Source organism: Pseudoleptotrichia sp. (genome assembly GCF_057270515.1).
This window is the reverse complement of sequence record NZ_DBHIXS010000018.1, coordinates 1-24,631: the sequence shown is the minus strand read 5'-3', so window position 1 is coordinate 24,631 and position 24,631 is coordinate 1. Positions and strand designations below refer to the sequence as shown.

Annotated in this window: 21 protein-coding genes, 1 other RNA gene and 1 other annotated feature; all 22 genes read left to right on the top strand. The window is 32.4% G+C overall.

What is annotated here, in order from left to right; all coding sequences use genetic code 11:
• Positions 1 to 32 precede the first annotated feature (32 nt).
• Positions 33 to 740, top strand: a complete 708-nt coding sequence (gene rplA, locus ACO5J6_RS09540) for a 50S ribosomal protein L1 (protein WP_485643639.1) — start codon at positions 33 to 35, stop codon at positions 738 to 740.
• Between the two features lie 153 nt (positions 741 to 893).
• Positions 894 to 1,054: a sequence feature (ribosomal protein L10 leader region), on the top strand.
• Between the two features lie 10 nt (positions 1,055 to 1,064).
• Positions 1,065 to 1,583: a 50S ribosomal protein L10 gene (rplJ, locus tag ACO5J6_RS09535; protein WP_485643638.1), complete on the top strand. Its 519-nt coding sequence runs from the start codon at positions 1,065 to 1,067 to the stop codon at positions 1,581 to 1,583.
• Positions 1,584 to 1,647: 64 nt separating this feature from the next.
• A complete protein-coding gene (gene rplL / locus ACO5J6_RS09530) occupies positions 1,648 to 2,022 on the top strand; it encodes a 50S ribosomal protein L7/L12 (RefSeq protein ID WP_485643637.1) in 375 nt (124 codons plus the stop codon).
• 213 nt (positions 2,023 to 2,235) lie between these two features.
• Positions 2,236 to 5,682, top strand: coding sequence for a DNA-directed RNA polymerase subunit beta (gene rpoB / locus ACO5J6_RS09525; protein ID WP_485643636.1), 3,447 nt, complete (start codon positions 2,236 to 2,238; stop codon positions 5,680 to 5,682).
• Positions 5,683 to 5,747: 65 nt separating this feature from the next.
• Positions 5,748 to 9,758: a DNA-directed RNA polymerase subunit beta' gene (gene rpoC / locus ACO5J6_RS09520; RefSeq protein ID WP_485643635.1), complete on the top strand. Its 4,011-nt coding sequence runs from the start codon at positions 5,748 to 5,750 to the stop codon at positions 9,756 to 9,758.
• Between the two features lies 1 nt (position 9,759).
• Positions 9,760 to 10,002: an extracellular matrix/biofilm biosynthesis regulator RemA family protein gene (locus tag ACO5J6_RS09515; protein ID WP_485643634.1), complete on the top strand. Its 243-nt coding sequence runs from the start codon at positions 9,760 to 9,762 to the stop codon at positions 10,000 to 10,002.
• A gap of 90 nt (positions 10,003 to 10,092) precedes the next feature.
• On the top strand, positions 10,093 to 10,638 hold the full coding sequence (gmk, locus tag ACO5J6_RS09510) for a guanylate kinase (RefSeq protein ID WP_485643633.1): 546 nt from the start codon (positions 10,093 to 10,095) through the stop codon (positions 10,636 to 10,638).
• Between the two features lie 13 nt (positions 10,639 to 10,651).
• Positions 10,652 to 10,831 (top strand): DNA-directed RNA polymerase subunit omega, encoded by a 180-nt coding sequence (gene rpoZ / locus ACO5J6_RS09505; protein ID WP_485643632.1) that lies wholly within the window; start codon positions 10,652 to 10,654, stop codon positions 10,829 to 10,831.
• Positions 10,832 to 10,974: 143 nt separating this feature from the next.
• Entirely contained in the window at positions 10,975 to 12,780 is a 1,806-nt protein-coding gene (gene dnaG / locus ACO5J6_RS09500) for a DNA primase (protein ID WP_485643631.1), read from the top strand.
• Complete coding sequence (rpoD, locus tag ACO5J6_RS09495; RefSeq protein ID WP_485643630.1) at positions 12,773 to 13,954, top strand: RNA polymerase sigma factor RpoD; 1,182 nt, start codon at positions 12,773 to 12,775, stop codon at positions 13,952 to 13,954. The genes dnaG and rpoD overlap by 8 nt, the downstream gene beginning before the upstream one ends.
• A 48-nt stretch (positions 13,955 to 14,002) precedes the next feature.
• Positions 14,003 to 14,971, top strand: coding sequence for an RNA polymerase subunit sigma (locus ACO5J6_RS09490; protein WP_485643629.1), 969 nt, complete (start codon positions 14,003 to 14,005; stop codon positions 14,969 to 14,971).
• Positions 14,972 to 14,989: 18 nt separating this feature from the next.
• Positions 14,990 to 15,799, top strand: coding sequence for a Nif3-like dinuclear metal center hexameric protein (locus tag ACO5J6_RS09485; protein ID WP_485643628.1), 810 nt, complete (start codon positions 14,990 to 14,992; stop codon positions 15,797 to 15,799).
• A 209-nt stretch (positions 15,800 to 16,008) separates the two neighbouring features.
• Entirely contained in the window at positions 16,009 to 16,140 is a 132-nt protein-coding gene (locus ACO5J6_RS09480; protein ID WP_485643627.1) for a hypothetical protein, read from the top strand.
• Between the two features lie 56 nt (positions 16,141 to 16,196).
• Positions 16,197 to 16,535: RNase P RNA component class A (gene rnpB / locus ACO5J6_RS09475), an RNA gene on the top strand.
• 295 nt (positions 16,536 to 16,830) lie between these two features.
• Positions 16,831 to 17,670, top strand: coding sequence for an NAD(+)/NADH kinase (locus tag ACO5J6_RS09470; protein ID WP_485643626.1), 840 nt, complete (start codon positions 16,831 to 16,833; stop codon positions 17,668 to 17,670).
• A 42-nt stretch (positions 17,671 to 17,712) separates the two neighbouring features.
• A complete protein-coding gene (gene recN / locus ACO5J6_RS09465) occupies positions 17,713 to 19,371 on the top strand; it encodes a DNA repair protein RecN (RefSeq protein ID WP_485643625.1) in 1,659 nt (552 codons plus the stop codon).
• A complete protein-coding gene (locus tag ACO5J6_RS09460; protein ID WP_485643624.1) occupies positions 19,371 to 20,327 on the top strand; it encodes a tyrosine-type recombinase/integrase in 957 nt (318 codons plus the stop codon). Before recN ends, ACO5J6_RS09460 begins: the two co-directional genes overlap by 1 nt.
• 36 nt (positions 20,328 to 20,363) lie before the next feature.
• Entirely contained in the window at positions 20,364 to 20,774 is a 411-nt protein-coding gene (locus ACO5J6_RS09455; RefSeq protein ID WP_485643623.1) for a phospholipid phosphatase, read from the top strand.
• Between the two features lie 77 nt (positions 20,775 to 20,851).
• Complete coding sequence (locus ACO5J6_RS09450) at positions 20,852 to 21,442, top strand: DUF1694 domain-containing protein (protein WP_485643622.1); 591 nt, start codon at positions 20,852 to 20,854, stop codon at positions 21,440 to 21,442.
• A complete protein-coding gene (gene murA, locus ACO5J6_RS09445; RefSeq protein WP_485643621.1) occupies positions 21,435 to 22,703 on the top strand; it encodes a UDP-N-acetylglucosamine 1-carboxyvinyltransferase in 1,269 nt (422 codons plus the stop codon). The genes ACO5J6_RS09450 and murA overlap by 8 nt, the downstream gene beginning before the upstream one ends.
• Positions 22,704 to 22,743: 40 nt before the next feature.
• On the top strand, positions 22,744 to 23,256 hold the full coding sequence (locus ACO5J6_RS09440; protein ID WP_485643620.1) for a DNA methyltransferase: 513 nt from the start codon (positions 22,744 to 22,746) through the stop codon (positions 23,254 to 23,256).
• 159 nt (positions 23,257 to 23,415) lie between these two features.
• Positions 23,416 to 24,631, top strand: a 1,216-nt coding sequence (locus ACO5J6_RS09435; protein ID WP_485643619.1) for a S8 family peptidase, incomplete at its 3' end; no start/stop codon positions are given.

The window sequence follows — 24,631 nt, the reverse complement described above, 5'->3', positions numbered from 1 at the left end:
AAAACCAATGACCACAGAGGAGGAAATAATAAATGGCAAAAAGAGGAAAAAGATATAATGATATCTCTCAAAAAGTGGACAAAATGAAGATATATACTCCGGAGGAAGCATTAGATTTAGTTTTTGATACTAAAAGTGCTAAATTTGTGGAGACTGTAGAATTAGCAATAAGACTTGGTGTAGATCCAAGACATGCTGACCAGCAGGTAAGAGGAACAGTTGTATTGCCTCATGGAACAGGAAAAAGTATAAAAATATTAGTAATCACTTCAGGAGAAAATATACAAAAAGCATTGAATGCCGGAGCAGATTATGCAGGCGATGATGAATATATTTCAAAAATTCAAGGCGGATGGCTGGATTTTGATTTAGTAATAGCAACACCTGATATGATGCCTAAATTAGGAAAATTAGGAAAAACTTTAGGAACTAAAGGATTGATGCCTAACCCTAAATCAGGTACTGTTACAACTGATGTTGAAAAAACAGTGGAAGAATTTAAAAAAGGTAAAGTAGCATTTAAAGTAGATAAATTAGGGTCAATTCATTTGCCAATAGGTAAAGTGAATTTTGATAAACAGGCTATTATTGATAATTTCAAAGTAGCTTTAGACCAGATAATAAAATTAAAACCTGCTGCTTCCAAAGGTCAATATTTAAGAACAGTGGCTATATCGCTGACTATGGGACCTGGAATCAAAATTGATCCATTATTGGCAGGAAGTTTTGCAGTAAAATAAAATGCTTAATTAAAATACTTGAAAAGCAAAAAAATGGAATAAAAAATTAGAATAAAAATAAATTTTAAAATAAAAAGTTTATTTTCCAAAATGCTTGACTTTTTAAAAAAAGTAAGTTATAATGCTTTGTTGAAAAATAAAAATAGTTTCAAAATATTTTTGAATATATAACCAAAGACAGTAGGTAGACTTGTTCTATAAACCCTACCGAGGTAAATAATCAATGATAATATGATAATTATAAAAATTACACGTTCGTTAGATATATACCTCTGGGCTTATTGTTTTTGTTTCAGAGGTTTTTAATATGAGGAGGTGAATAAATTGCCGGCACAATCAAAAATAAAGGCAGTAGAAGAACTGACTGCTAAATTAAAAGATGCTAAAGCAATGGTTTTTGTTGATTATAGAGGAATCAGCGTAAACGAAGATACTGAATTGAGAAAACAGGCTAGGGAGTCAGGAGTTGAGTATTTTGTTGCAAAAAACAGACTTATGAAAATAGCTTTAAAATCAGTAGGTATTGATACTAACTTTGATGATTTATTGGAAGGTACTACATCTTTCGCAATAGGATATGAAGACGGAGTGGCACCATCCAAATTAGTATTTGATTTCGGGAAAAAACTGAAAGACAAATTAGTCATTAAAGGCGGTATGTTAAGCGGAGACAGAGTTGATACAAATACTGTTGAAGCATTGGCTAAATTACCTTCAAGAGACGAATTGTTAGGTCAAATAGCATACGGATTGTTGTCTCCTGTAAGAATGTTAGCCGTAGGATTATCAAACTTAGCGGATAAAGTTGGAGCAGGGGAACCGTTAGAAGCAAAAGCTGAATAAAACAGCGAAAGTTTCAGAATAAATTTGAAAAATATTTAAAATATAAATTAGGAGGATAGAAATAATGGCATTTAATAAAGAGCAATTTATAGAAGATTTAAAAAATATGACTGTATTGGAATTAAAAGAAGTAGTAGAAGCTATTGAAGAAACATTCGGTGTTTCTGCACAGCCTGTAGCTGTAGCAGGAGGAGCTGTAGCAGGAGGAGCAGGAGCAGCTGAAGAAAAATCAGAATTTGATGTAATTCTTGTATCAGCAGGAGCAGCAAAATTAGCAGTAATTAAAGAAGTTAGAGGAATTACAGGATTAGGATTGAAAGAAGCTAAAGAATTAGTTGAAGCCGGAGGAAAAGCTATTAAAGAAGGTGTACCTAAAGATGAAGCTGAAGCATTAAAAGCACAATTGGAAGGTGCAGGAGCAACTGTAGAACTGAAATAGTAATAAAAACAATTTATAGTAAAGACACTCTTTTAGAGAGAGTGTCTTTTTCCACTATAAAATCCAATAAAGTAACAGAAAAGGCTGTAAGCCTTTGTTTTTAAGGTGTATGAGATGACAGAATTTATTCTTTTTTGTATTAATTTTTAGAATTTAAATTAAATTAATTTCAATGAAAGAATATGTTCTTTGATATAGGGAGGAATTTTTTAAATGAACAAACTTATTGAAAGATATAGTTTCGGAAAAATAGTAGATAGAGGAGAAATGCCTCATTTCTTGGAATTTCAGATAAATTCTTATGAAGATTTTTTGCAGGCTAAAGCTTTGCCTCAAAAGAGAGAAAATAAAGGATTGGAAGGGATTTTCAATGAAATTTTTCCGATTGAATCGAGTAACGGTTTATTAAAGCTGGAGTATTTATGGTATGAGATACATGATAACGACGAGCCTCTGAATGATGAACTGGAATGTAAAAAAAGAGGAAAAACTTATTCGGGACAATTAAAAGTAAGATTGAAACTGACTAATAAAAAAACACAGGAAATACAGGAAACATTAGTACATTTCGGAGATATACCTTTAATGACCGAGCAGGCAACGTTTGTAATTAACGGAGCTGAAAGAGTTGTTGTTTCACAATTGCATAGATCACCGGGTGTTACATTTAATAAAGAGTTAAACATTCAAACCGGTAAAGATGTGTTTATTGGTAAAATAATTCCTTATAAAGGAACATGGCTGGAATTTGAAACTGATAAAAATGATATTTTGAATGTAAAAATTGATAGAAGAAAGAAAGTATTATCCACAGTATTTTTGAAAGCTGTTGATTTTTTCAATAATAACGCTGAAATAATGGAACATTTTTTTGAAGCAAAAGAAGTGGATTTGAAATCTCTATATAAAAAATATAAGAATGAAGAACTTGAAGATGTACTGAGAAGCAGACTTGAAGGAAGTTTCAATAAAGAAGATATTCTTGACGAAGATACGGGAGAGTTTGTTGTTGAAGCGGAAGAACTTATAGACAATATAGTGATTGAAAAATTAATCGAAAATAAAGTTGAAAAAATTCAAATTTGGGAAGTAAAACCTGAAGACAGAATAATAGCTAATTCTCTTATTCATGACAGCACAAAAACAAATGATGAAGCAGTTATAGAAGTATTCAAAAAATTAAGACCGGGAGATTTGGTAACTGTAGAAAGTGCAAGATCTCTCGTTAAACAGATGTTTTTTAATCCGCAAAGATATGATTTGGCAAATGTAGGAAGATATAAAATAAATAAAAGGCTCAAACTTGATTTACCTGAAGATGAAATTATACTGACTAAAGAAGATGTATTACAGACAATAAATTATGTCAGAAATCTTGTAAACGGAGAAGGATATACAGATGATATTGATAATCTTTCAAACAGAAGGGTAAGAGGAGTTGGAGAACTTCTTTCTATACAAGTAAAAGGCGGTATGCTGAAAATGGCTAAAATGGTCAAAGAAAAAATGACTATACAGGATATTACTACATTGACACCGCAAAGTCTTTTAAATACGAAACCTTTAAATGCTCTAATTTTGGAATTTTTTGGAAGCGGACAGCTGTCCCAGTTTATGGACCAGTCAAATCCTCTTGCAGAACTGACACATAAAAGAAGAATATCTGCTCTCGGTCCCGGAGGACTTTCAAGGGAAAGGGCAGGATTTGAAGTGCGGGATGTCCATAATTCCCACTATGGAAGAATTTGTCCTATAGAAACGCCGGAAGGACCGAATATAGGATTGATAGGTTCGTTGTCTACTTATGGAAAAGTTAATAAATATGGATTTATAGAAACTCCATTTGTAAAAATCAAAAACGGAAAAGCGAATTTTAATGACATAGAATATCTTGGAGCAGATGAAGAAGAAGGACTGTTTATAGCACAGGGAGACTCTCTTATAGATGAAGACGGAAACTTCCTCACTGATGAAGTTGTATGCAGATATGGTGAAGAAATAGTACACATTGATAAATCCAAAGTTGATTTACTGGATGTATCTCCTAAACAGCTTGTATCAGTATCTGCGGGACTGATACCTTTCCTTGAACACGATGACGCCAACAGGGCGTTAATGGGGTCGAATATGCAACGTCAGGCGGTACCTTTACTGAAAACGGAAGCTCCTTTTGTAGGAACAGGGCTTGAAAGAAAAGTTGCGATAGACTCGGGAGCAGTAATAACAGCAAAAGCAAGTGGAAAAATAACATATGTCGATGCGAATAAAATAATAATAACTGACAAGACAGGTAAAGAATATGTTCACAGATTATTGAACTTTGAAAAATCCAACCAGTCAATGTGTCTGCATCAGAAACCTATTACAGATGTAGGAGAAAAAGTGAAAAAAGGAGATATAATTGCTGACGGACCGTCGACTGCGGGAGGAGACCTTGCATTAGGGAAAAATATACTGTTGGCATTTATGCCTTGGGAAGGATATAATTTCGAGGACGCAATTTTAATATCCGAAAGACTGAGAAAAGATGATGTATTTACTTCGTTACATATAGAAGAATTTGATATTGAAGCAAGAACTACAAAACTTGGCGATGAGGAAATAACAAGAGAAATACCTAATGTATCCGAAGAATCATTGAGAAATCTTGATGAAAACGGAATTATAAGAATAGGAGCTCACGTAACTCCTGATGATATACTCGTAGGAAAAGTAACACCTAAAGGAGAAAGTGAACCGCCTGCGGAAGAAAAACTGTTAAGAGCTATTTTCGGAGAAAAAGCAAAAGATGTAAGAGATACTTCACTTAGACTGCCTCATGGAGTAAAAGGTACGGTTGTAGATGTGTTAGTGCTTTCCAAAGAAAATGGAGATGATTTAAAGGCAGGAGTAAATAAACTTGTTAGAGTGTATATAGCAGAAAAAAGAAAAATAATGGTCGGCGATAAAATGTCAGGAAGACATGGAAATAAAGGTGTCGTTTCAAGAGTATTGCCTATTGAAGATATGCCGCATTTGGAAGACGGAACTCCAATAGATGTATGTCTTAATCCGTTAGGAGTGCCTTCGCGTATGAACATAGGACAAGTACTGGAAGTTCACTTGGGGCTTGCCATAGGAGATATACAGAAATATATCGCTACACCTGTATTTGACGGAGCAAAGGAAGAAGACGTAAAAGACTTCCTTGAAGAAGCAGGTTACAGCAGAACGGGTAAAGTAAAATTAATCGACGGTAGAACAGGAGAGCCTTTTGATAATCCTGTAACCGTAGGAAGAATGTATATGTTGAAACTTCATCACCTTGTTGAAGATAAGATGCACGCAAGGGCAATAGGACCATATTCACTTGTAACTCAACAGCCGTTAGGAGGAAAAGCCCAGTTTGGAGGACAAAGACTTGGAGAAATGGAAGTCTGGGCTCTTGAAGCATACGGAGCGTCAAATATACTACAGGAAATGCTTACGGTAAAATCTGACGATATAAGCGGAAGAACTAAAACATATGAAGCTATAGTAAAAGGTCAGGCGATGCCTGAAGCAGATGCACCTGAATCATTCAGAGTATTGATTAAAGAATTTCAGTCCTTAGGATTGGACGTAACTCTCTATGATAAAGAGGGAGAAGCTATAGAATTGGATAAAAATACGGAATTATAATTTGACTAAATGTTTTTGCCAGTTTTTCAAAAACTGAAATAAATGTATTGAGGAGGCTCTTATTAATGAGTATAAGAGATTTTGACAGTATTCAAATTAAATTAGCATCACCTGAAAAGATTTTAGAATGGTCTTACGGTGAAATAACAAAAGCTGAAACGATAAACTACAGAACATTGAAACCTGAAATGGACGGATTATTCTGTGAAAGGATATTCGGACCGTCTAAAGATTACGAATGTTCGTGTGGAAAATATAAAAGAATGAGATACAAAGGTATGACCTGCGAAAAATGTGGAGTGGAAGTTACTACTTCCAAAGTAAGAAGAGAAAGAATGGGTCATATTAAACTTGCTACACCTATTGCACATATTTGGTATTCCAAAGGTACTCCAAATAAAATGAGTCTTTTATTGGGTATAAGTACGAAAGAACTCGAATCGGTTTTATATTTTTCAAGATATATCGTAACTGATAAAGGAGAAACAGACCTTGAAAAAGGGCAAATTTTGACTGATAGAGAATACAAAATGTATGAAAGCCAGTATAAAGACGGATTTACTGCGAAAATGGGTGCAGAAGGAGTATTGAAATTACTGGAAGAAATAGATTTGAGAGAGCTTGAAAAAGAACTTGAAAAGGAAATGGAAGTTGTAAATTCTTCCCAGAAAAGAAAAAAAATAATAAAAAGATTGAAAATAGTAAGAGATTTGATATTGGCGGGAAACAGACCTGAATGGATGATACTGACAGTATTGCCTGTCATACCTGCTGATTTGAGACCTATGGTACAACTGGACGGAGGAAGATTTGCCACATCGGATTTGAATGATTTGTACAGAAGAGTTATCAACAGAAATATAAGATTACAAAAACTTATGTCAATAAAAGCTCCTGAAATAGTAATAAAAAATGAAAAAAGAATGTTACAGGAAGCAGTTGACGCACTTATAGATAACGGTAGAAGAGGAAAACCTGTAGTTACGCAGAATAATAGAGAGCTGAAATCTTTGTCGGATATGCTTAAAGGAAAACAGGGAAGATTTAGACAAAATCTTTTAGGAAAAAGGGTCGATTACTCAGGAAGGTCAGTTATCGTCGTAGGACCAAGTCTGAAAATGAACCAGTGCGGACTTCCTAAAAAAATGGCTCTTGAGCTGTATAAACCGTTTTTGATGAGAGAACTTGTCAAAAGAGAATTGGCTACGAACATAAAAACGGCTAAAAAAATGGTTGAAGAAGAAGACGAAAGTGTATGGGAATTAATCGAAGAAATCATAAAAAATCACCCTGTACTGTTAAACCGTGCTCCGACATTGCACAGACTTTCAATACAGGCATTTGAACCGATACTGATAGAGGGAAAAGCTATAAGGCTGCATCCGTTAGTATGTTCGGCATTCAATGCTGACTTTGACGGCGACCAAATGGCTGTTCACCTTGTGTTATCTAACGAGGCTCAAATGGAAGCAAAACTTTTAATGCTCGCAACTAACAACATATTGGCTCCTTCGAGCGGTAGACCTATTGCAGTGCCTTCTCAGGATATGGTTATGGGATGTTATTATATGACTAAGGAAAGACACGGAGAAAAAGGGGAAGGTAAAATGTTCTCCAATAAAAACCAGCTTATTACTGCACACCAGTCCAAGCAGGTAGGTACTCATGCCCTTGTAAAAGTGAGAATTGATGAAGAGCTTATAGAAACTACTCCAGGTAGACTTATGTTCAATACTATGCTTCCAAAAGAAGTAAGGGATTATTCAAAAACTTTCGGTAAGGGCGAATTAGGAAAATTAATTGCGGACTTATACAAAAAATTCGGTTTTGAAAAGACATCCGAACTGATAGATAAAATCAAAAATTTCGGTTATCATTACGGAACTATAGCAGGTATCACTGTGGGAATAGAAGACCTCGAAATCCCTGTGGCTAAAAAAGCAATTTTGGAAAAAGCCGAAAATGATGTTGCCGAAGTGGAAGAACAGTACAAATCAGGGGAAATAATAGACGCTGAAAGATATAGAAGAACGGTAGCAATATGGTCTGAAGCCGTAGATAAGGTAACTCATGAGATGATGGATAATCTTGATGAGTTTAACCCTGTATATATGATGGCGAACTCAGGTGCCAGAGGGTCTGTAGCTCAGATGAGACAGCTCGGGGGAATGAGAGGACTTATGGCCGATACTCAGGGACGTATTATAGAGATACCGATAAAAGCTAACTTTAGAGAAGGTCTGAATATACTGGAATTCTTTATGTCATCTCACGGAGCGAGAAAAGGTCTGGCGGATACAGCCTTAAGAACTGCCGATTCAGGATACTTGACTCGTAGACTTGTAGATATTTCGCATGAAGTCATAGTAAATCATGATGATTGTGGCTGTGAAGACGGAATAGTAGTTTCAGATTTGGTTGACGCAGGAAATGTAATTGAAAAATTAAGTGAGAGAATATACGGAAGAACTCTTGCCGAAGACCTTGTCTATGAAGGAGAGGTTATAGCTCCGAGAAATACCCTGATAATGGAAGATCTGATTAAAAAGATAGAAGAGCTTGATATTAGAGAAGTAAAAATAAGAACACCGCTTACATGTAAACTTGAAAAAGGTGTATGTAAAAAATGTTATGGAATAGATTTATCCAACCATAAAGAGATACTCAAAGGAGAAGCAGTAGGTGTCGTAGCTGCCCAATCTATAGGAGAGCCGGGAACGCAGCTTACAATGCGTACATTCCATACAGGGGGAGTTGCTACGGCAGCTTCGGTACAGTCGGATTATAAAGCGGACATATCAGGAAAAGTAAAATTTAAAGATATTACAACCCTTGAAAATGAAAAAGGAGTAGAAATAGTCGTTTCTCAAACGGGAAGATTAATCATTGGAAAACATAGATATGAAGTTCCGTCAGGATCGATATTGAAAGTAAAAGACGGAGAAAGTGTGAAAAAAGGTCAGATCTTAGTGGAGTTTGACCCGTATCAAGTACCTATAATTACTTCCGAAGCAGGAAAAGTAGAATTTAGAGATATTTATGTAAGAGAAAATATAGATATCAAATATGGAGTTACTGAAAGAATAGCTATAAAACCTGTTGAAAGCAGTGATGTAAATCCGAGAATTATAATTTACAATAAAAATAAAAAAGTTGCAGAATACAGTATACCTTATGGAGCTTATTTAATGGTAAAAGAGGGAGAAGTTGTCAAAAAAGGTCAAATAATTACAAAAATTCTGAAAACAGGAGAAGGAAATAAAGACATTACAGGAGGTCTTCCAAGGGTTCAGGAATTATTTGAAGCCCGTAATCCAAAAGGGAAAGCAACATTATCCGAAGTTTCAGGACGGGTAATTTTCTCGGATAAAAAGAAAAAAGGTATGAGACTCATTATTATAGAGGATCCTGAAACAGGAAAAATGATAAAAGAATACACTGTTCCTGTGGGAGAACATCTTGTTGTAACAAATGAAATGCTTATAGAAAAAGGAGCAAAGATTACCGACGGACCTGTATCGCCACATGATATACTGAAAATAAAAGGTCTTGTAGCGGCTCAACAGTTTATTTTGGAATCGGTACAACAGGTATATAGAGAACAGGGAGTTCCGATAAATGACAAACACATTGAAATAATAGTAAAACAGATGTTCCAGAAAGTAAAAATAAAAGAAGCAGGAGATTCATTATTCCTTGAAGATGAATTAATCGACAGAAAAACTGTGGAAAGAGAAAATAAGATACTTACTGAAAAAGGCAAAACTCCTGCGACTTATGAGCCAATAATACAGGGAATAACAAAAGCGGCTGTAAATACGGAAAGCTTTATTTCAGCTTCATCATTCCAAGAAACAACAAAAGTCCTTGCAAATGCTGCTATAGAAGGAAAAATTGATAGACTGGAAGGATTAAAGGAAAATGTCATTATAGGTAAGAAAATACCGGGAGGAACAGGATTTAAAGACTATAAGAACATAAAAGTTGAGCTGAAAAATCAGAAGAATAATATTCCCAATCTGCCTAAAGATGAGGAGATAGAAGTTATGGAAGAAGCTCGGGTTATAGAGGAATAATATGAAAACTTTAAATATAGGATTTAATAATTTTGTTATTGATGAACATGTTATAAGTATAATAGTTCCGGACACAGCTCCGGCAAGGAGATTGAGAGAGGATGCGAAAAATCGTGATTCATTAATAGATGCTACCGCAGGAAGAAAAACGAGAGCAATAATAATAATGGATAACGGTTTTATCATCCTTTCCGCAGTCAATGTGGAAACACTTATTCAAAGAATAGAGCAGAATAATAATTAAAATACACAAAATAAAAAGAAAGTGATTATTTAAGCTACGATAAATAGTAAAATAATCAGGAAAAGTATCTGTTAAAGGCGGTCAGGATATATGAAAGGTAAACTTATTATAGTATCAGGACCCAGCGGGTCAGGAAAGTCTACAGTAACAAAGATAGTAAAAGATAGACTAAATATCCCTTTATCTATTTCGGCAACGACGAGAAAACCGAGAGCAGGTGAAATCGAAGGAAAAGACTATTATTTTCTTTCCGAACAGGAATTTAAGAAAAAAATCGATAATGATGAATTTTACGAATATGCAAATGTTCATGGAAATTATTACGGAACACTGAAAAAAACTGTGGAAGAAAATCTTGATAAAGGTCTTAATGTTATTTTGGAAATTGATGTTCAGGGAGCATTAATAGCTAAAGAGAAGAAAAACGATGCCATTCTTGTATTTTTCAGAACGAAGGATATGAAAATTCTTGAAAACAGACTGAGGGGAAGAAAAACTGATTCGGAAGAAGTAATACAGACAAGATTGCAGAATGCGTTAAAAGAATTGAAATACGAAGAGAAGTATGACTATACTATCATAAATGAAGATATTGAAAGTTCATGTCAGGAGCTCATTGAGATAATTAACGGCTAAAAAAGGAGGGAAAATGAAAAAGGATAAAATAACGATTGATGATTTATTGACAAAAATACCTAATAAATATGAACTGGCAATAGTCGCCGGAAAAGTTGCCAAGGAAGAATTTATAAAAGGTCATGATAAATTTAAAATAATGGATAATGTATTTAAAGATATTATGGAAGATGAAGTTGAAGTAAAAAAATAGATAATTTTAAATTAAAAATATTGACTATTTAAAAATATAAAATATACTTATAATGAAAAAATTTTACTTTAGCATAATCAGATTAATATATTTAAAAATGAAAGATTGTTATTGATGAAAAAGTTTAATGTTTGGAGTCTTAGATGTATAAAGATACCGAAATACAGAAACTTATTGATAATCTGGACATAGTTCAGGTTATCGGAGAATATGTAACATTGAAAAAAACGGGTGCCAACTATAAAGGGTTATCTCCTTTTAAAGATGAAAAGACACCTTCCTTTGTGGTTAGTCCGAATAAAAATATATTCAAAGATTTCAGTACGGGTATTGGAGGAAATGTTATTTCTTTCTATATGAGAATAAATAATCTCAGTTTTTATGAAGCAGTGGAAGAATTATCAAGAAAATATAATATTTCCATAAATAAATTTAATATTGAAAAGAACAGAGATAATCCTAATGCCCGATACTACGAAATTATGAGAGAAGCCCAGTCATTTTTTAAAAATAATATGATTAATTCTGATGAATCTATGGAATATATGAAAAATAGGGGCTATTCTTTGGAAGAAATAAGAAAATTTGAAATAGGATTTTCTTTGGAATCCTGGAATTCCTTGCTCAATTATTTAAAAGAAAAAGGATATAATGAGAATGAACTTCTCGAACTGGGATTAATAAGAAAAAATGATGAAGGAAATGTATTCGATTATTTTAGAAACAGAATAATATTCCCTATTTACAATGATACAATGAAATTAATCGGATTTGGTGGAAGAATAATAGAAGCTAATTCGGATATGCCAAAATATTTGAATTCACCTGATTCCAAAATTTTTAAAAAAGGGAAAGAACTTTACGGATTATACAATCGGGGAGAGAATATAAGGAAAAAAGGACTTGCAATACTGATGGAAGGTTATCTGGATGTATTGACAGCTCAGAAACACGGATTTGTAAATTCAGTGGCAAGTTTAGGGACGGCTTTTACGGATGAACAGGCACAGCTGCTTAAGAAATATACAAATAATATAATAATAGCTTACGATAATGATGAAGCCGGGAAAAATGCGATAATAAAAGCGGGAAATATTTTAAAGAAATATGATTTTAACGTGAGATGCCTTTCTATTCAGGGAGATGTAAAAGATCCTGACGAGTATTTAAGAAAATATGGAAGAAAAAGTTTTCTTGAAATTTTAAAAACTTCAAAAAATTATTTTGATTTTCTTTATGATGAATTTTCTGAAAATTTAAATTTAAATGAAGTATCAGGAAAAAAAGAATTTATTCAAAAATTTAGAAATTTCTTTTCAAATATAACAAACAGAACTGAAAGAAATTTATATATTAACAAATTATCAGTAGAACTGGGAATAGATAAGGATATTCTTTCAGAGGAATTTATTATAAGTAAAAAAGAGAATTTTCAGAGAAGTTTAATAAAAAGGAAAAAACAGGAAAAAGTAGCCACAAAAAAAACAAAAGAAGGATTGAACGACATTCTTGAAAAAGATACCCTTGAATTTATATTGAAATGTAGAGAAAAAGGGATTTCTGAATATAAAAAATATTGTGAGAAACTTGAAATTAAAGATTTTACTAATATTATATATAAAGAAATATTGGAAAAATTACGAAAAATAGAATTTAATATAAAACTCTTGAATAATGAAATATTTGAAGAAGAAGAAATAGAAATGATAACGGCAATACTTTCAAATACAAGTATAGAATCTTCAGATATTGAAAAAAAATATAAGGACTATTTTAAAGGATGGTTTGATAGAGAGATAAATGATATTCTTGACAATATAGATAAAAAAGATAGAATGAAGATAGAATTGCAGAGAATAAAGCTTAATCTCGAAAAACAGTATGATATTGGTGAAATTGAAAAAGAATACGAAGAATTTAAATTGATAAGGAGATCAGATTATGTCTGAGAAAAAAGAAGATTTAAAAAATAGTCTCGCAAATTTAATGAAAAAAGCAAGAGAAGAAAAAGTAGTCAGTTACGAAGAAATTAATTCGATTTTATCAGAGGGATTTTCAACGCAAAAAATAGACCAGTTAATAAAAAAACTTCAGGATGACGGGGTAAATATTGTAGATACTATAAAAGATAAGCAGGACATACTTAAAGCGCAGGAAATGATGCCTGAAGAAATAGAGAAATCCGAAGTAGTTGATTTTGAAGATCCTGATGATGAATTTATTGAAAGTGAAATAGATGACTCCGAAGTTGATAAACTGCTTCAGACGGATTTGCTCAAAATGGCAGAAAGCATGGATGTAGATGAGCCTATAAAAATGTATCTGAGAGAAATAGGTCAGATTCCTCTTTTGAGCTATGAGGAAGAAATTGATTATGCTCAGAGAGTCTTGAACGGGGATGAAGAAGCAAAACAAAAATTGATAGAGTCAAATTTGAGACTTGTTGTAAGTATAGCAAAAAAACATACAAATCGAGGACTTAAAATGCTTGATCTTATACAGGAAGGAAATATGGGGTTAATGAAAGCCGTAGAAAAATTTGAATATGAAAAAGGATTTAAATTTTCAACTTATGCAACATGGTGGATAAGACAGGCCATTACCCGTGCCATAGCGGATCAGGGAAGAACAATAAGAATACCTGTCCATATGATAGAAACAATAAATAAAATCAAAAAAGAAAGCAGAATAATTTTACAGGAAACAGGAAAAGAACCTACAGCCGAAGAACTTGCCAAAAAACTTGAAATACCTGTAGATAAAGTGAAAAATATACTTGAGATGAATCAGGATCCTATATCCCTTGAAACTCCCGTAGGAAGTGAAGAAGATAGTGAATTAGGGGATTTCGTGGAAGATGATAAATTTTTGAATCCTTATGATGCTACAACAAGAGTGCTACTGAAAGAACAGCTTGATGAAATTTTAAAAACTCTCAATGAAAGAGAGGAAATGGTTCTCAGATATAGATACGGTTTGGATGACGGTTCTCAGAAAACATTGGAGGAAGTAGGAAAAATATTTAATGTTACGAGAGAACGTATCAGACAAATAGAAGTAAAAGCACTGAGAAAATTGCGACACCCAAGCAGAAGAAAAAAATTGGAAGATTACAGGAGCTAAGTTATAACTGGCTCCTTTAATAATAAACCTGAAAAAATGAGGAAAAAAATGATAAGAAGAATAATAGATGACATTGAGAAAAATGGAAATTTCAGTTTTGAAAAAATAATAGAAAATAACAGTTTATCCGATGATGATTTTTTTGAGCTTTTAAAATTTATTCATCTGAAAAATATTCCTGAAATAAGAACATCGTTAGATAATAATGATTTTATAGTTTTAGAAAATGAAAATTATTATGTGGAAGAAAAAGATATTATAAAATCATATCTTGAAGATATAAAAGAAAAATATTCGGAATATAATGAAACAAATAAAAAAAATTCAGAAAATAAGAAAAAAGAAGAGAACGGTGAATTAATAGATAAATACTTGAAAGTAGCTGTAAGAGAAAGTTTGTTATATTCAAAATTTGGATTTTCATTTTTAGATACGGTTCAGGAAGCAACTTTAGGAGTTATATCGGGAATTAATTATTATGACAGAATAAAAGAAATATCCGAAGATACTGACTTTTTTATAAAAAATTTTGCTGTGAAATATATACTGGAATTTCAGAAAAATTTATTGAAGGATATAAAGGCTTCGGAACTTTCATATATTTTATATCTGAAAGTAAAGGCTGATAAAGAAGCGGGACGTAATATGGAAGAAATAAGCAGACAGATGAATGTAACGCCTGAATATATAAAAGATTTGGAAAAATTGTTTGACGGTGTCGAATTGGAAGAACTGATTGGAAATGAACAAATTCTCGAAAGAGCCGATAAAATAACACAGATGTATATACTGGAAAATATACCGAAAAAATTGAGCTATATAGATGAAAAGATACTTGTAATGTCTTACGGTCTTGATGATAAAGTCTATAATGAAAAGGAAATTGCAAAAACATTGAATATATCATTACATAATGTAAATATACTGAAAGAAAAAGCTATTAATAAATTATCTATCGATTTATTGAAAAATGAGTTTGCAAGGAATGCTGAAGAAATGGAGTATATGATAAACTGATAAAAAAGGAGAATATTTATGAAATTAAGGGATATAATAGGAGAACTTTATTCAATATATAATCCCAAAATTGCTGAAAACTGGGATAATGTGGGACTGATACTTGGAAGTGAAAATTCTGAAATAAATAAAATACTTGTCTGTCTTGATGTTACAAATGAAGCTGTGGAAAAAGCAGTAAAAGAAAAAGTGGATTTGATAATATCTCATCATCCTTTTATATTTTCAGGAATAAAAAAAATAACGGATGAAACTGTGTTGGGAAGAAAAATATTAAAATTGGCAGAAAATAAAGTTTCCGTATATTCCATACATACAAACTCTGATTTTGCAGTAAACGGATTAAATGATTTTATAATGGATAAACTGAATCTTGAAGGAAAGACTGAAATATTCGGAAAATGTGAATTTGATGATTATAACTGTATAAAAGATGTAAATGAGAAAGTAAAATACGGTACAGTCAGAATAAAAACTTTAGATAAAGAGATAGAACTGAAAGAACTAATCGAAAAAATAAAAACAAATTTAGGGCTTGATTATGTAAGATATACAGGAAAAAATAGAAAAATACGGAAAATCGGACTGGTAACAGGAGGAGGAAGCTCATTATTGAATGATGTAAAAGAATATACCGATGTTTTTCTTACAGGGGATTTAAAATATCACGAAGCACTTGACAATCTTGAAGAAGGAAAAATATTTGTAGATATAGGGCATTATGAAAGTGAGTATCTTTTTTCCGATTTGATAGAATTACAGTTATCGCATTTTTTTGACGGAGAAATAATAAAATATTTCGGTAAACCTGTATTTAATCTTGGATAGAAAACAGTAAACGGAATTTTGAAAAATAAAAAAGTAAACAGGCAGACAGCAAATTAAATATATAAAGAAGAAGAAGAATATAAAATAAATATATAATTTAAATTAAATAATAGAAAATAAAGAAATAACTAATTTAAATAAAAATTCTGAAAGATATAATTTCTACGAAACACAGATTAAAAATAAAAAATGAAAAAGAGGTATAGATTATGACTAAAAAAAGATTTTTAATATTGGCATTGGGAATAATTTTGGGACTAAATTCATGTTTTGCAGCGGCAGTAGGAGCCGGAGCGGCAGCAGCAGGATATTATTGCGGTTCTACTTCAAAATGTAAATAGAGATACAATTGATATTAATTTTATTGGAAAAAATTGTAAAAATGACAAAATATAAAAAGGTTTCGGAGTCAATCGCCTGAGTTTTTCAGGAGGAAAGTCCGGACTTCGCAGGGCAGAGAGACAGCTAACGGCTGTTGGGAGAAATCCTAAGGAAAGTGCCACAGAAAAAATACCGCCTGTCCGCAGGTAAGGGTGAAAAGGTAGTGTAAGAGACTACCGGTGATTTAAGAGATTAAATCAGCCGGGTAAACCCCTCTCGAAGCAAGAATAAGTAGAAAGCAATCAAAAGGTTGCCCGCCTTTGCTTAATGGTAATTCGCTAAAGATGACAGGTAACTGTCAACTTAGATAAATGATTGACAAATACAGAATCCGGCTTATACCGAGACCTTTTTAAAAATAACTGTTTTAAATAAATGAAAGTATTTATTGAAAAACAGTTTTTTTTATATTATTTAAGATAATCGTTATAATAGAAAAAGATAATTGTTATAATAGAAATTCTTATATTTGAAAAACATTATTATCAAAATGTTTTTCTTGTATATTTTCGTAAATTTAGTAATTAAAAGTGCAAAAAACAGGAAAATATGAGAAATAACAAAGTATAAGAAATAACCAAAATATTAGTAGAAAAAATTAATTAAAAATGTTACAATTATAGTAAATAAATCATATATAAGAGGAAAATATGAAAGATTTGGAAAAAATTTCAAAAGAGAAAAAACAGGAAAAAATAAATAAAACAGAAAAAATAAAAATAATAAAAAATGACTTTGTAAAAGAAGAATTATTATCGGATTTTTATAAATACATAAAGGAAAATGACATAGCGGAAACAGAAAATGTTGAAAATGCAGATTTAATAGTGTCTTTTGGGGGAGACGGAACTATCCTTGTCGCTGCAAAGGAAACATTGAAAAAAAATATTCCTGTAATGGCTGTAAATATGGGGACAGTCGGATATATGGCTGAAATAAAGCCTGAAAATGCTGTTGAAATGCTTGAAAAATATCGGAAAAATGAATGTATAATTGATGAAAGGGCATTTCTGGAAATAGAATATAACGATGAAATATTTTACGCGTTAAATGAGCTTTTAATTATAAAAGGAGGTCTAGTTTCTCATTTAATTCATGTGGAAGTTTATTCAAATGATATATTTGTAAATAAATACAGGGCTGACGGGATAATCGTTGCAACTCCTACAGGTTCTACGGCTTATTCATTGTCAGCGGGAGGTTCGATAGTTCACCCTGAATTGAAAGCTCTGTCCATTACTCCGTTACTTCCTCAAAGTCTGACAGCCAGACCGATTATAGTTGACGGTAAAGACAGATTGAGCTTTAAGGTATACACAAGGGATAATGATGCACATCTGAATATCGACGGGAGTGAATGTTTTCATATAAAATCTACGGACAGAATAAGTGCTACACTGTCAGAAAAAAAAGTAAAAATTATAAGAAGTGAAAACAGTGATTATTATAATATATTAAGAGAAAAACTGAAGTGGGGAGAGTCCCTTTAAAATAGGAGGACTTAAGAGAAAATAAGTTGAGAGGAATAGAAAATGCTAAGAGAATTAAGACTGAATAATTTAGCAATAATAAAAAATCTAAATTTGGAGTTTAATGAAGGTCTGATTGCGATGACAGGAGAAACAGGGGCAGGGAAGTCCATAATACTGGACGGGATTTCCTTACTGATTGGAGAAAGAAATCAGACTGAAATGATAAGAACAGGAGAAGAGAGCCTTTTTGCAGAAGGTGTTTTTGACTTGAGTGAGGAACAGGTGCAAAGACTGAAAAGAATAGGGTTTGACATAGAAGATAATGAACTTATCATCTCAAGATATTTCGACAGAAATTCCAAATCAAAAGTAACGGTAAACGGAATAAGAATGACTGTTTCAAAATTAAAAGAGTTGATGAGTCATATACTGGATTTGGTGGGACAGCACGAACACCAGTTCCTGTTAAATAAAAATTATCATTTGGGGCTGCTTGATAAATTTTTGAATAAAGACGGAACGGATACTGTAAAAAAAATAAGAGAAAACGTTATAAATTTGAAAAATCTGAATAAGAAAATAGAAGAAATAGAAACGGAAAAATCTAAAATTACTGAAAAAAAAGATATATTTGAATTTCAGCTTAATGAAATAAATAATCTTGATTTAAAAGAAAATGAAGATAATGAACTTGAAGATGAGTATAAAATATTATTTAATTCGGGAAAAATAGGGGAAAAACTGGAAGAATCTTTACAAAGGCTGAAAGAGGGCGAATATTCGGTTTTAAGTTCTTTAGGAAAAATAAAGAAAAATTTTGAACAGCTATCCGGTATATCCGAAGTATATAATGAAGTAAAAGATAAAATTGAAAGTATAATGTATGAAGTCGAAGATGTAACTTATTCTGTGGAAGCTTTTTCACAGGAAACAAAGACTGATGATAAAAGGCTGGAAAAAGTTGTACAGAGAATAGATGAAATAAATAAACTGAAACTGAAATATGGTTCAACAATAGAAGAAATACTTTCTTTCAGAGATGAAATCGAAAAAAAACTGGCTCTCATAAATTTTGAAAATGGAGAACTGGAGCAGCTTAAAAAAGAAAAAAAAGAAAAGAAAGAAGAATATTTCAGAGATTGTCAGAAATTAAGTAAAATGAGAAAGAGTATTGCAGAAAAGCTTGAGAGTACTATAGACAATCAATTAAAAGATTTGAATATGGGAAATGCGCGATTTAAAGTCGAATTTTCAGAAAGAGCGGTCATAAGTCCAAGGGGAACCGATGATGCGGAATTTATGATGACTACAAACCCGGGAGAAAATTTTAAGCCTCTTTCGAAAATAGCCTCGGGAGGAGAAATTTCACGTATTATGCTCGCGCTGAAATCGGTTTTTTCTACAGTTGATAATATATCTGTACTAATTTTTGATGAAATTGATACCGGAATTTCAGGAGAAACAGTAAGAAAAGTTGCAGAAAAACTGAAAGAACTTTCAAAAACCGTTCAGGTAATTTGTGTTACTCATTCTCCGCAAATTGCGGCTAAAGGAAATCAGCAGTTTTTCATAAAAAAAGAAATTGAAAATAATCTGACGGAAACAAAAGTCAGAGAGTTGAACACTGAAGAGAGAATAAGAGAAATAGCAAGAATAATATCAGGAGATAATATAACCGAAGCATCTATCAATCATGCCAAAGAAATTATGGAGTTATAATGGAAAATAACAGTAAAATATTTAATGGAAATATTGAAAATACTGATAAAAAAAATAGCGGAAACAGTGAAAAGGAAAATAAAACTGAAAAACAGAACAATCTTTACATAAAAGAATTTTCAGATTATCTGTCTTTTGAAAAAGGAAGCTCAAAAAATACCGTTGCAGGTTATGAGAGAGATTTGAAAATGTTTTTTTACTATATTGAAAAACTTGCGACAGATGTAACGGAAGAAGATATTTATGAGTATATTAGAGTAATAGGGGAAGAACTGAAAAGAAATTCGGTACTTAGAAAGATAGCTTCAATAAGGACTTTTTACAAGTTCTGTTATCTAAATAAAATGATAAAAGAAGATCCGACAGGAATGATAAAAAGTTTGAAAAGGGAAAAAAGGCTTCCTGAAGTCCTGAATTTAAATGAAGTAAAAGCTATTATAGATAATTTTAATCATACTCCTGAAGGAATGAGAGACAGGCTTATTATAAAATTTCTTATAGCTACGGGAGCAAGAGTTTCCGAGATATTAAATCTGGATATAAAAGATGTGGAAAATCAGGGATATGAATTTATAAAAGTATTGGGAAAAGGCTCTAAATATAGAGTTGTTCCGATTTATGACGGACTTGAAAAAGAAATTCGGGAATATATTATGAATTTCAGACCGAAACTGAAAGGAGCTGAAAATTCTTTCAGGCTTTTTCCTGATACAAGAAGAGAGAATTTTTGGAAAAGGCTGAAAAAATCCGCTAAAAATGCAGGAATAGAAAAAAACGTTTATCCCCATATATTCAGGCATTCGGTAGCGACAGTTCTTCTAAGTAACGGAGCTGATATAAGAATTGTTCAGGAAATTTTGGGTCATGCAAATATAAGTACGACAGAATTGTATACACATGTTGAAAAATCTGATTTAAAGAAAATTTATAATAAAATCAGAATCGGAGATGATTAAAATAATGTTTTTGCTGTAATATGAACAGGAGGAAAAATGGCTGTACAGAAAAAAGAAGAAAATAAAAAAAATACAATATTGACTACGGTAATCATACTATGGGGATTAGTATTTTTATTTATGAAAATTAATATAATAGGAAACTATGCAGGAACTCTCATATTGACTTTATTATATCTGTATATGAATTTTAACTTGATAAATCTCTTTTTTACGAGTAAAAGAACGACTTTTAAAATATATGTTTTTATGTTGCTTGATCTTGTCTATCTGTTGAGGGAATCATTCAGTCTGTTTTCCATTTTTATATATTTTACGGCAATGGGTATTTTAGTCTATCTTATAATGAAAGATGAAGGAAAAAATAAATTGCCTGAGATATATCAGTTTGCAGGATTTTACACGACGATTAAAATAATATTTATTTCTATGCTTATATTTTTATAAAAAAAGTATAATCATAAAAATTTTTATTTCAAAATTTTAGATTTTGTGGTAAAATTTCTACTATGAATGGAGAAAAAATGAAAAGTAATAATAATGAATCTCAAGCTGAAATTATGAAACATATTGAAAACTTTACTGACAGAGTTAGAGAAGTAAAGATTGAAAAAAATGTATTTTTAGGGGAATATAAAGAAAGAGTTCTGGCAGCTCTGACAGTAGAACAGGTCAGAGAAAAAGGAATATATCCTGAAATAGAAAAGGCTTTGGAAGATAAAGAAGCGAAAAAAATGATTATTTCAAGAGAAATGGATTTTAACGATATAAAAAAATATATAAATCTTGCCCAAAAGAAAAATATATCTTATAAAATGATAGACAGTCTGCTATATACAGGGAAAATAGGTCTTGTAGTGGCTTCGGATGATGCTTTGAGTAATCCGCCTGAAAATCCCGTTGTGAAAAATAAAGCAGAAATATTTCGGGAAAAAAATTTACCTGCAATTTATTGCCAGTCAATGGGTTGTAAAATATGTGAATTTCACAGAGAAATAATAAAAAAGGAATTACCCGAGTATGAAAACAGTTACAAGGAAATAAATTTTATAGACAGTATTCTTGGGACAAGATGTCCAATTTGTGAGAAATTAGGAGGAAAAAAACGTGGTTGACGGATTTAAAATTAAAGGAAAGACCCCTTTGAACGGGACAATAAAAGTAAGTGGAGCTAAAAATGCGGCTTTGCCTATAATAATCGCTACATTGGTAGCAAGAGGGGAATATATATTGAAAAATGTTCCTAATCTGAGAGATATAAGAATATTGATGAAACTTCTCGAGGATTTGGGAATGGAAACTCAGAAACTGGATGATACTACGTATAAGATAATAAATAACGGATTTAAGAGAAATGAGGCAAGCTATGAAATAGTAAAACAAATGAGGGCATCATTTCTTGTAATGGGACCTATGATAGCAAATCTTGAAGAATCCGTTGTTTCACTGCCGGGAGGATGTGCAATAGGGTCCAGACCTGTAGATCTTCATTTAAAAGGTTTTGAAGCACTTGGTGCTGAAATAACGAGAGTTCACGGATATATTCATGCCAAGTCGGATAAACTTAAAGGAGCTGAAATACCTTTAGGATTTCCGAGTGTAGGAGCAACCCAAAATTTAATGATGGCGGCAGTCAAAATTCCCGGAAAAACTGTTATTTCGAACGCTGCGAGAGAGCCTGAAATAGTTGATTTAGGTAATTTTCTTAATAAAATGGGAGCAAAAATAACAGGACTGGGAACACCGAATATTGAAATAGAAGGTGTCGAAGAATTACACGGGATTGAATATTCAATAATGTCCGATAGAATTGAAGCGGGAACGTATATAATAGCTTCGTTAATCACGGACGGAGATTTAAAAATAGAAAATGCCAATCTGGAGGATTTGGGTGTATTTAAATCCGAACTGGAAGCAATGGGAGTAAAATTTGAACAGGACGGAAATATCCTGTCGGTAATAGGAAATCTGAAGGATTTGAAACCTGTAAAAATAAGAACAATGCCTCATCCCGGATTTCCTACAGATATGCAACCTCAAATGATGTTGTTACAAACTCTTGTAAACGGTTCAAGCTCAATGGAAGAAACGGTATTTGAAAACAGATTTATGCATGTTCCTGAATTTAACAGAATGGGAGCAGATATCACAATAAGACATGGAGTTGCCATTATAAACGGCGGACTTCCGTTAACAGGGGCTGAAGTTATGTCTTCCGACTTGAGAGCGGGAGCTGCACTTGTATTGGCAGGATTGGCTGCTGACGGGGAAACTACTTTAAACAGAGTGTACCATATTGACAGAGGATACGACAAACTCGAGGAAAAACTGAATGCAGTAGGAGCCGATATTAGAAGAGTGAAACTGGATATATAGATTATTATAAATAGTAGAATAGCATATAAGGAGATTTATTATGAAAAAGATAATTTTTCTGGGAGTTCTAATTATTTCATCTTTAATATTGGCAAAAGAAAAGATAGTCTGCTTTGTTCCGAAAGAGTTAAGGACAAATAAAAAAGCCAGAATGGTATATGAAGATACAAACAGACATTCGGAAGAAGAACTGGATAAAAATGTTTCTGAAACTTATAATGCAGGGAAAACCCTTTTAGAAAAGAGAGCAGTAGTTTTTCATATGAAATGCAGATATGACGGAGATATGTATAATTATATCATGGCTTCCGACTACGCTATAGACTATCTTACAAAGCTGAAAACAAAGGGAGAGGAAGGAAATTATTATTTGCTCACTTTACCTACAAATAAAGCTATTGTTTTTCAGGATATGCTTTTTATAGGGGATTTAATGGATAATTCAGTAGGAATATCCGACGAGCTCCTCTTAGTATTTTATCAGGTCAATCTGGAATTTCTTGAGCAGACGAGAAAAGAATTGATAAAAAATGGATTTAAACCTGTATTTTAAATATAAATATTATAAACATAAATATTATGGAAGTTGGATTATAAAATTATACATTTTTATAATTCGATTTTTTTTTATAAAATTTTTTCTCTCATTTTTCTTTAATGTTGGAAATGTAAAATAATTCTATAACATAAAAGAAATATAATGGAGGTAAATATGAATATAAAAGCAAAGAAAACGATGTTTATAATAGCTCTAATCATAGCTTTGGCAAGCTGTGGAGGAGGTTCGGGAGGAAATGGAGATAACGGATATACACAAAATCCTGCTCCAAGTAAACCTTCTAATCCTGGAAACGGTTTATATCCTCCAAACGGATCAACTGACGACGATGACGATGATGATACGGATTATGGCTCCGGAATAAGATGGAATGATAAGAAAATAAGATATGATGAAAATAATCCTCATAATAAGACGTCATCATCTTCATCATATGACGGAACAGGGATAGCAGTGGGAGTTATTGACGTAGGATTCAATACGGATAACTATAAATTAAAGTCGGATATGAGAAATAAATTTGGAAACAGGCTGGAAAAAATATACACTCCCAATGTTACAACTGATGACGAATATCACGGAATACTCGTATCTGAAATGATAGGCGGAAATACTAAAAACGGCACGGCAAAAAATGTAAAAATTTACGCGGCGGATTCTTCCAAACTGAAAGATAACGGGACAGACACTTATCCAAAACCTACGGTTTCCATGTACAATAAAATATATGCCAAAGGAGTAAAAATTTTTAACCAGTCTTACGGAGTAAACAGAATGGTAACTGAGTACAGCAGTTCCCCTTATTCACTTAAATATTATAAAGACCAAATAGAAAACGATTTTTTAGATTTCTATAATAAAGCAGTAAATGAGGGAGCTTTATTTATGTGGGCAGCAGGAAATAACGAAGATAACGATCAGCCAAACCTTGAAGCGGGATTGCCTTATTTCGAGAGAAGTCTTGAGAAAGGGTGGATTTCAGTTGTAGGGCTTTCTACAAAAGATTCTGATAATCTGGGAGATATTTCATGGGATAATTTACAGGCACTGTCTTCTGCCGGAGTAGGAAAAAACTGGACTGTATCTGCAATAGCCGATTATAAATATGAAATAAACGGAAAGAGTATAAAAGCGGCAGGCTCTTCTTTTGCAACTCCTGTAGTAACAGGAACAGCTGCGATGATTAAGCAGAAGTATCCATGGATGGACGGAAATCTGATAAAACAGACTATTCTTTCCACAGCAACGGATATAGGTGAAAAAGGTGTAGATGAAATTTATGGCTGGGGATTGCTGAATATTGACAAAGCACTGAAAGGACCTGCATTATTTGATAAAAGACTTGCACTGGCAGATAATGTCGTTGTAA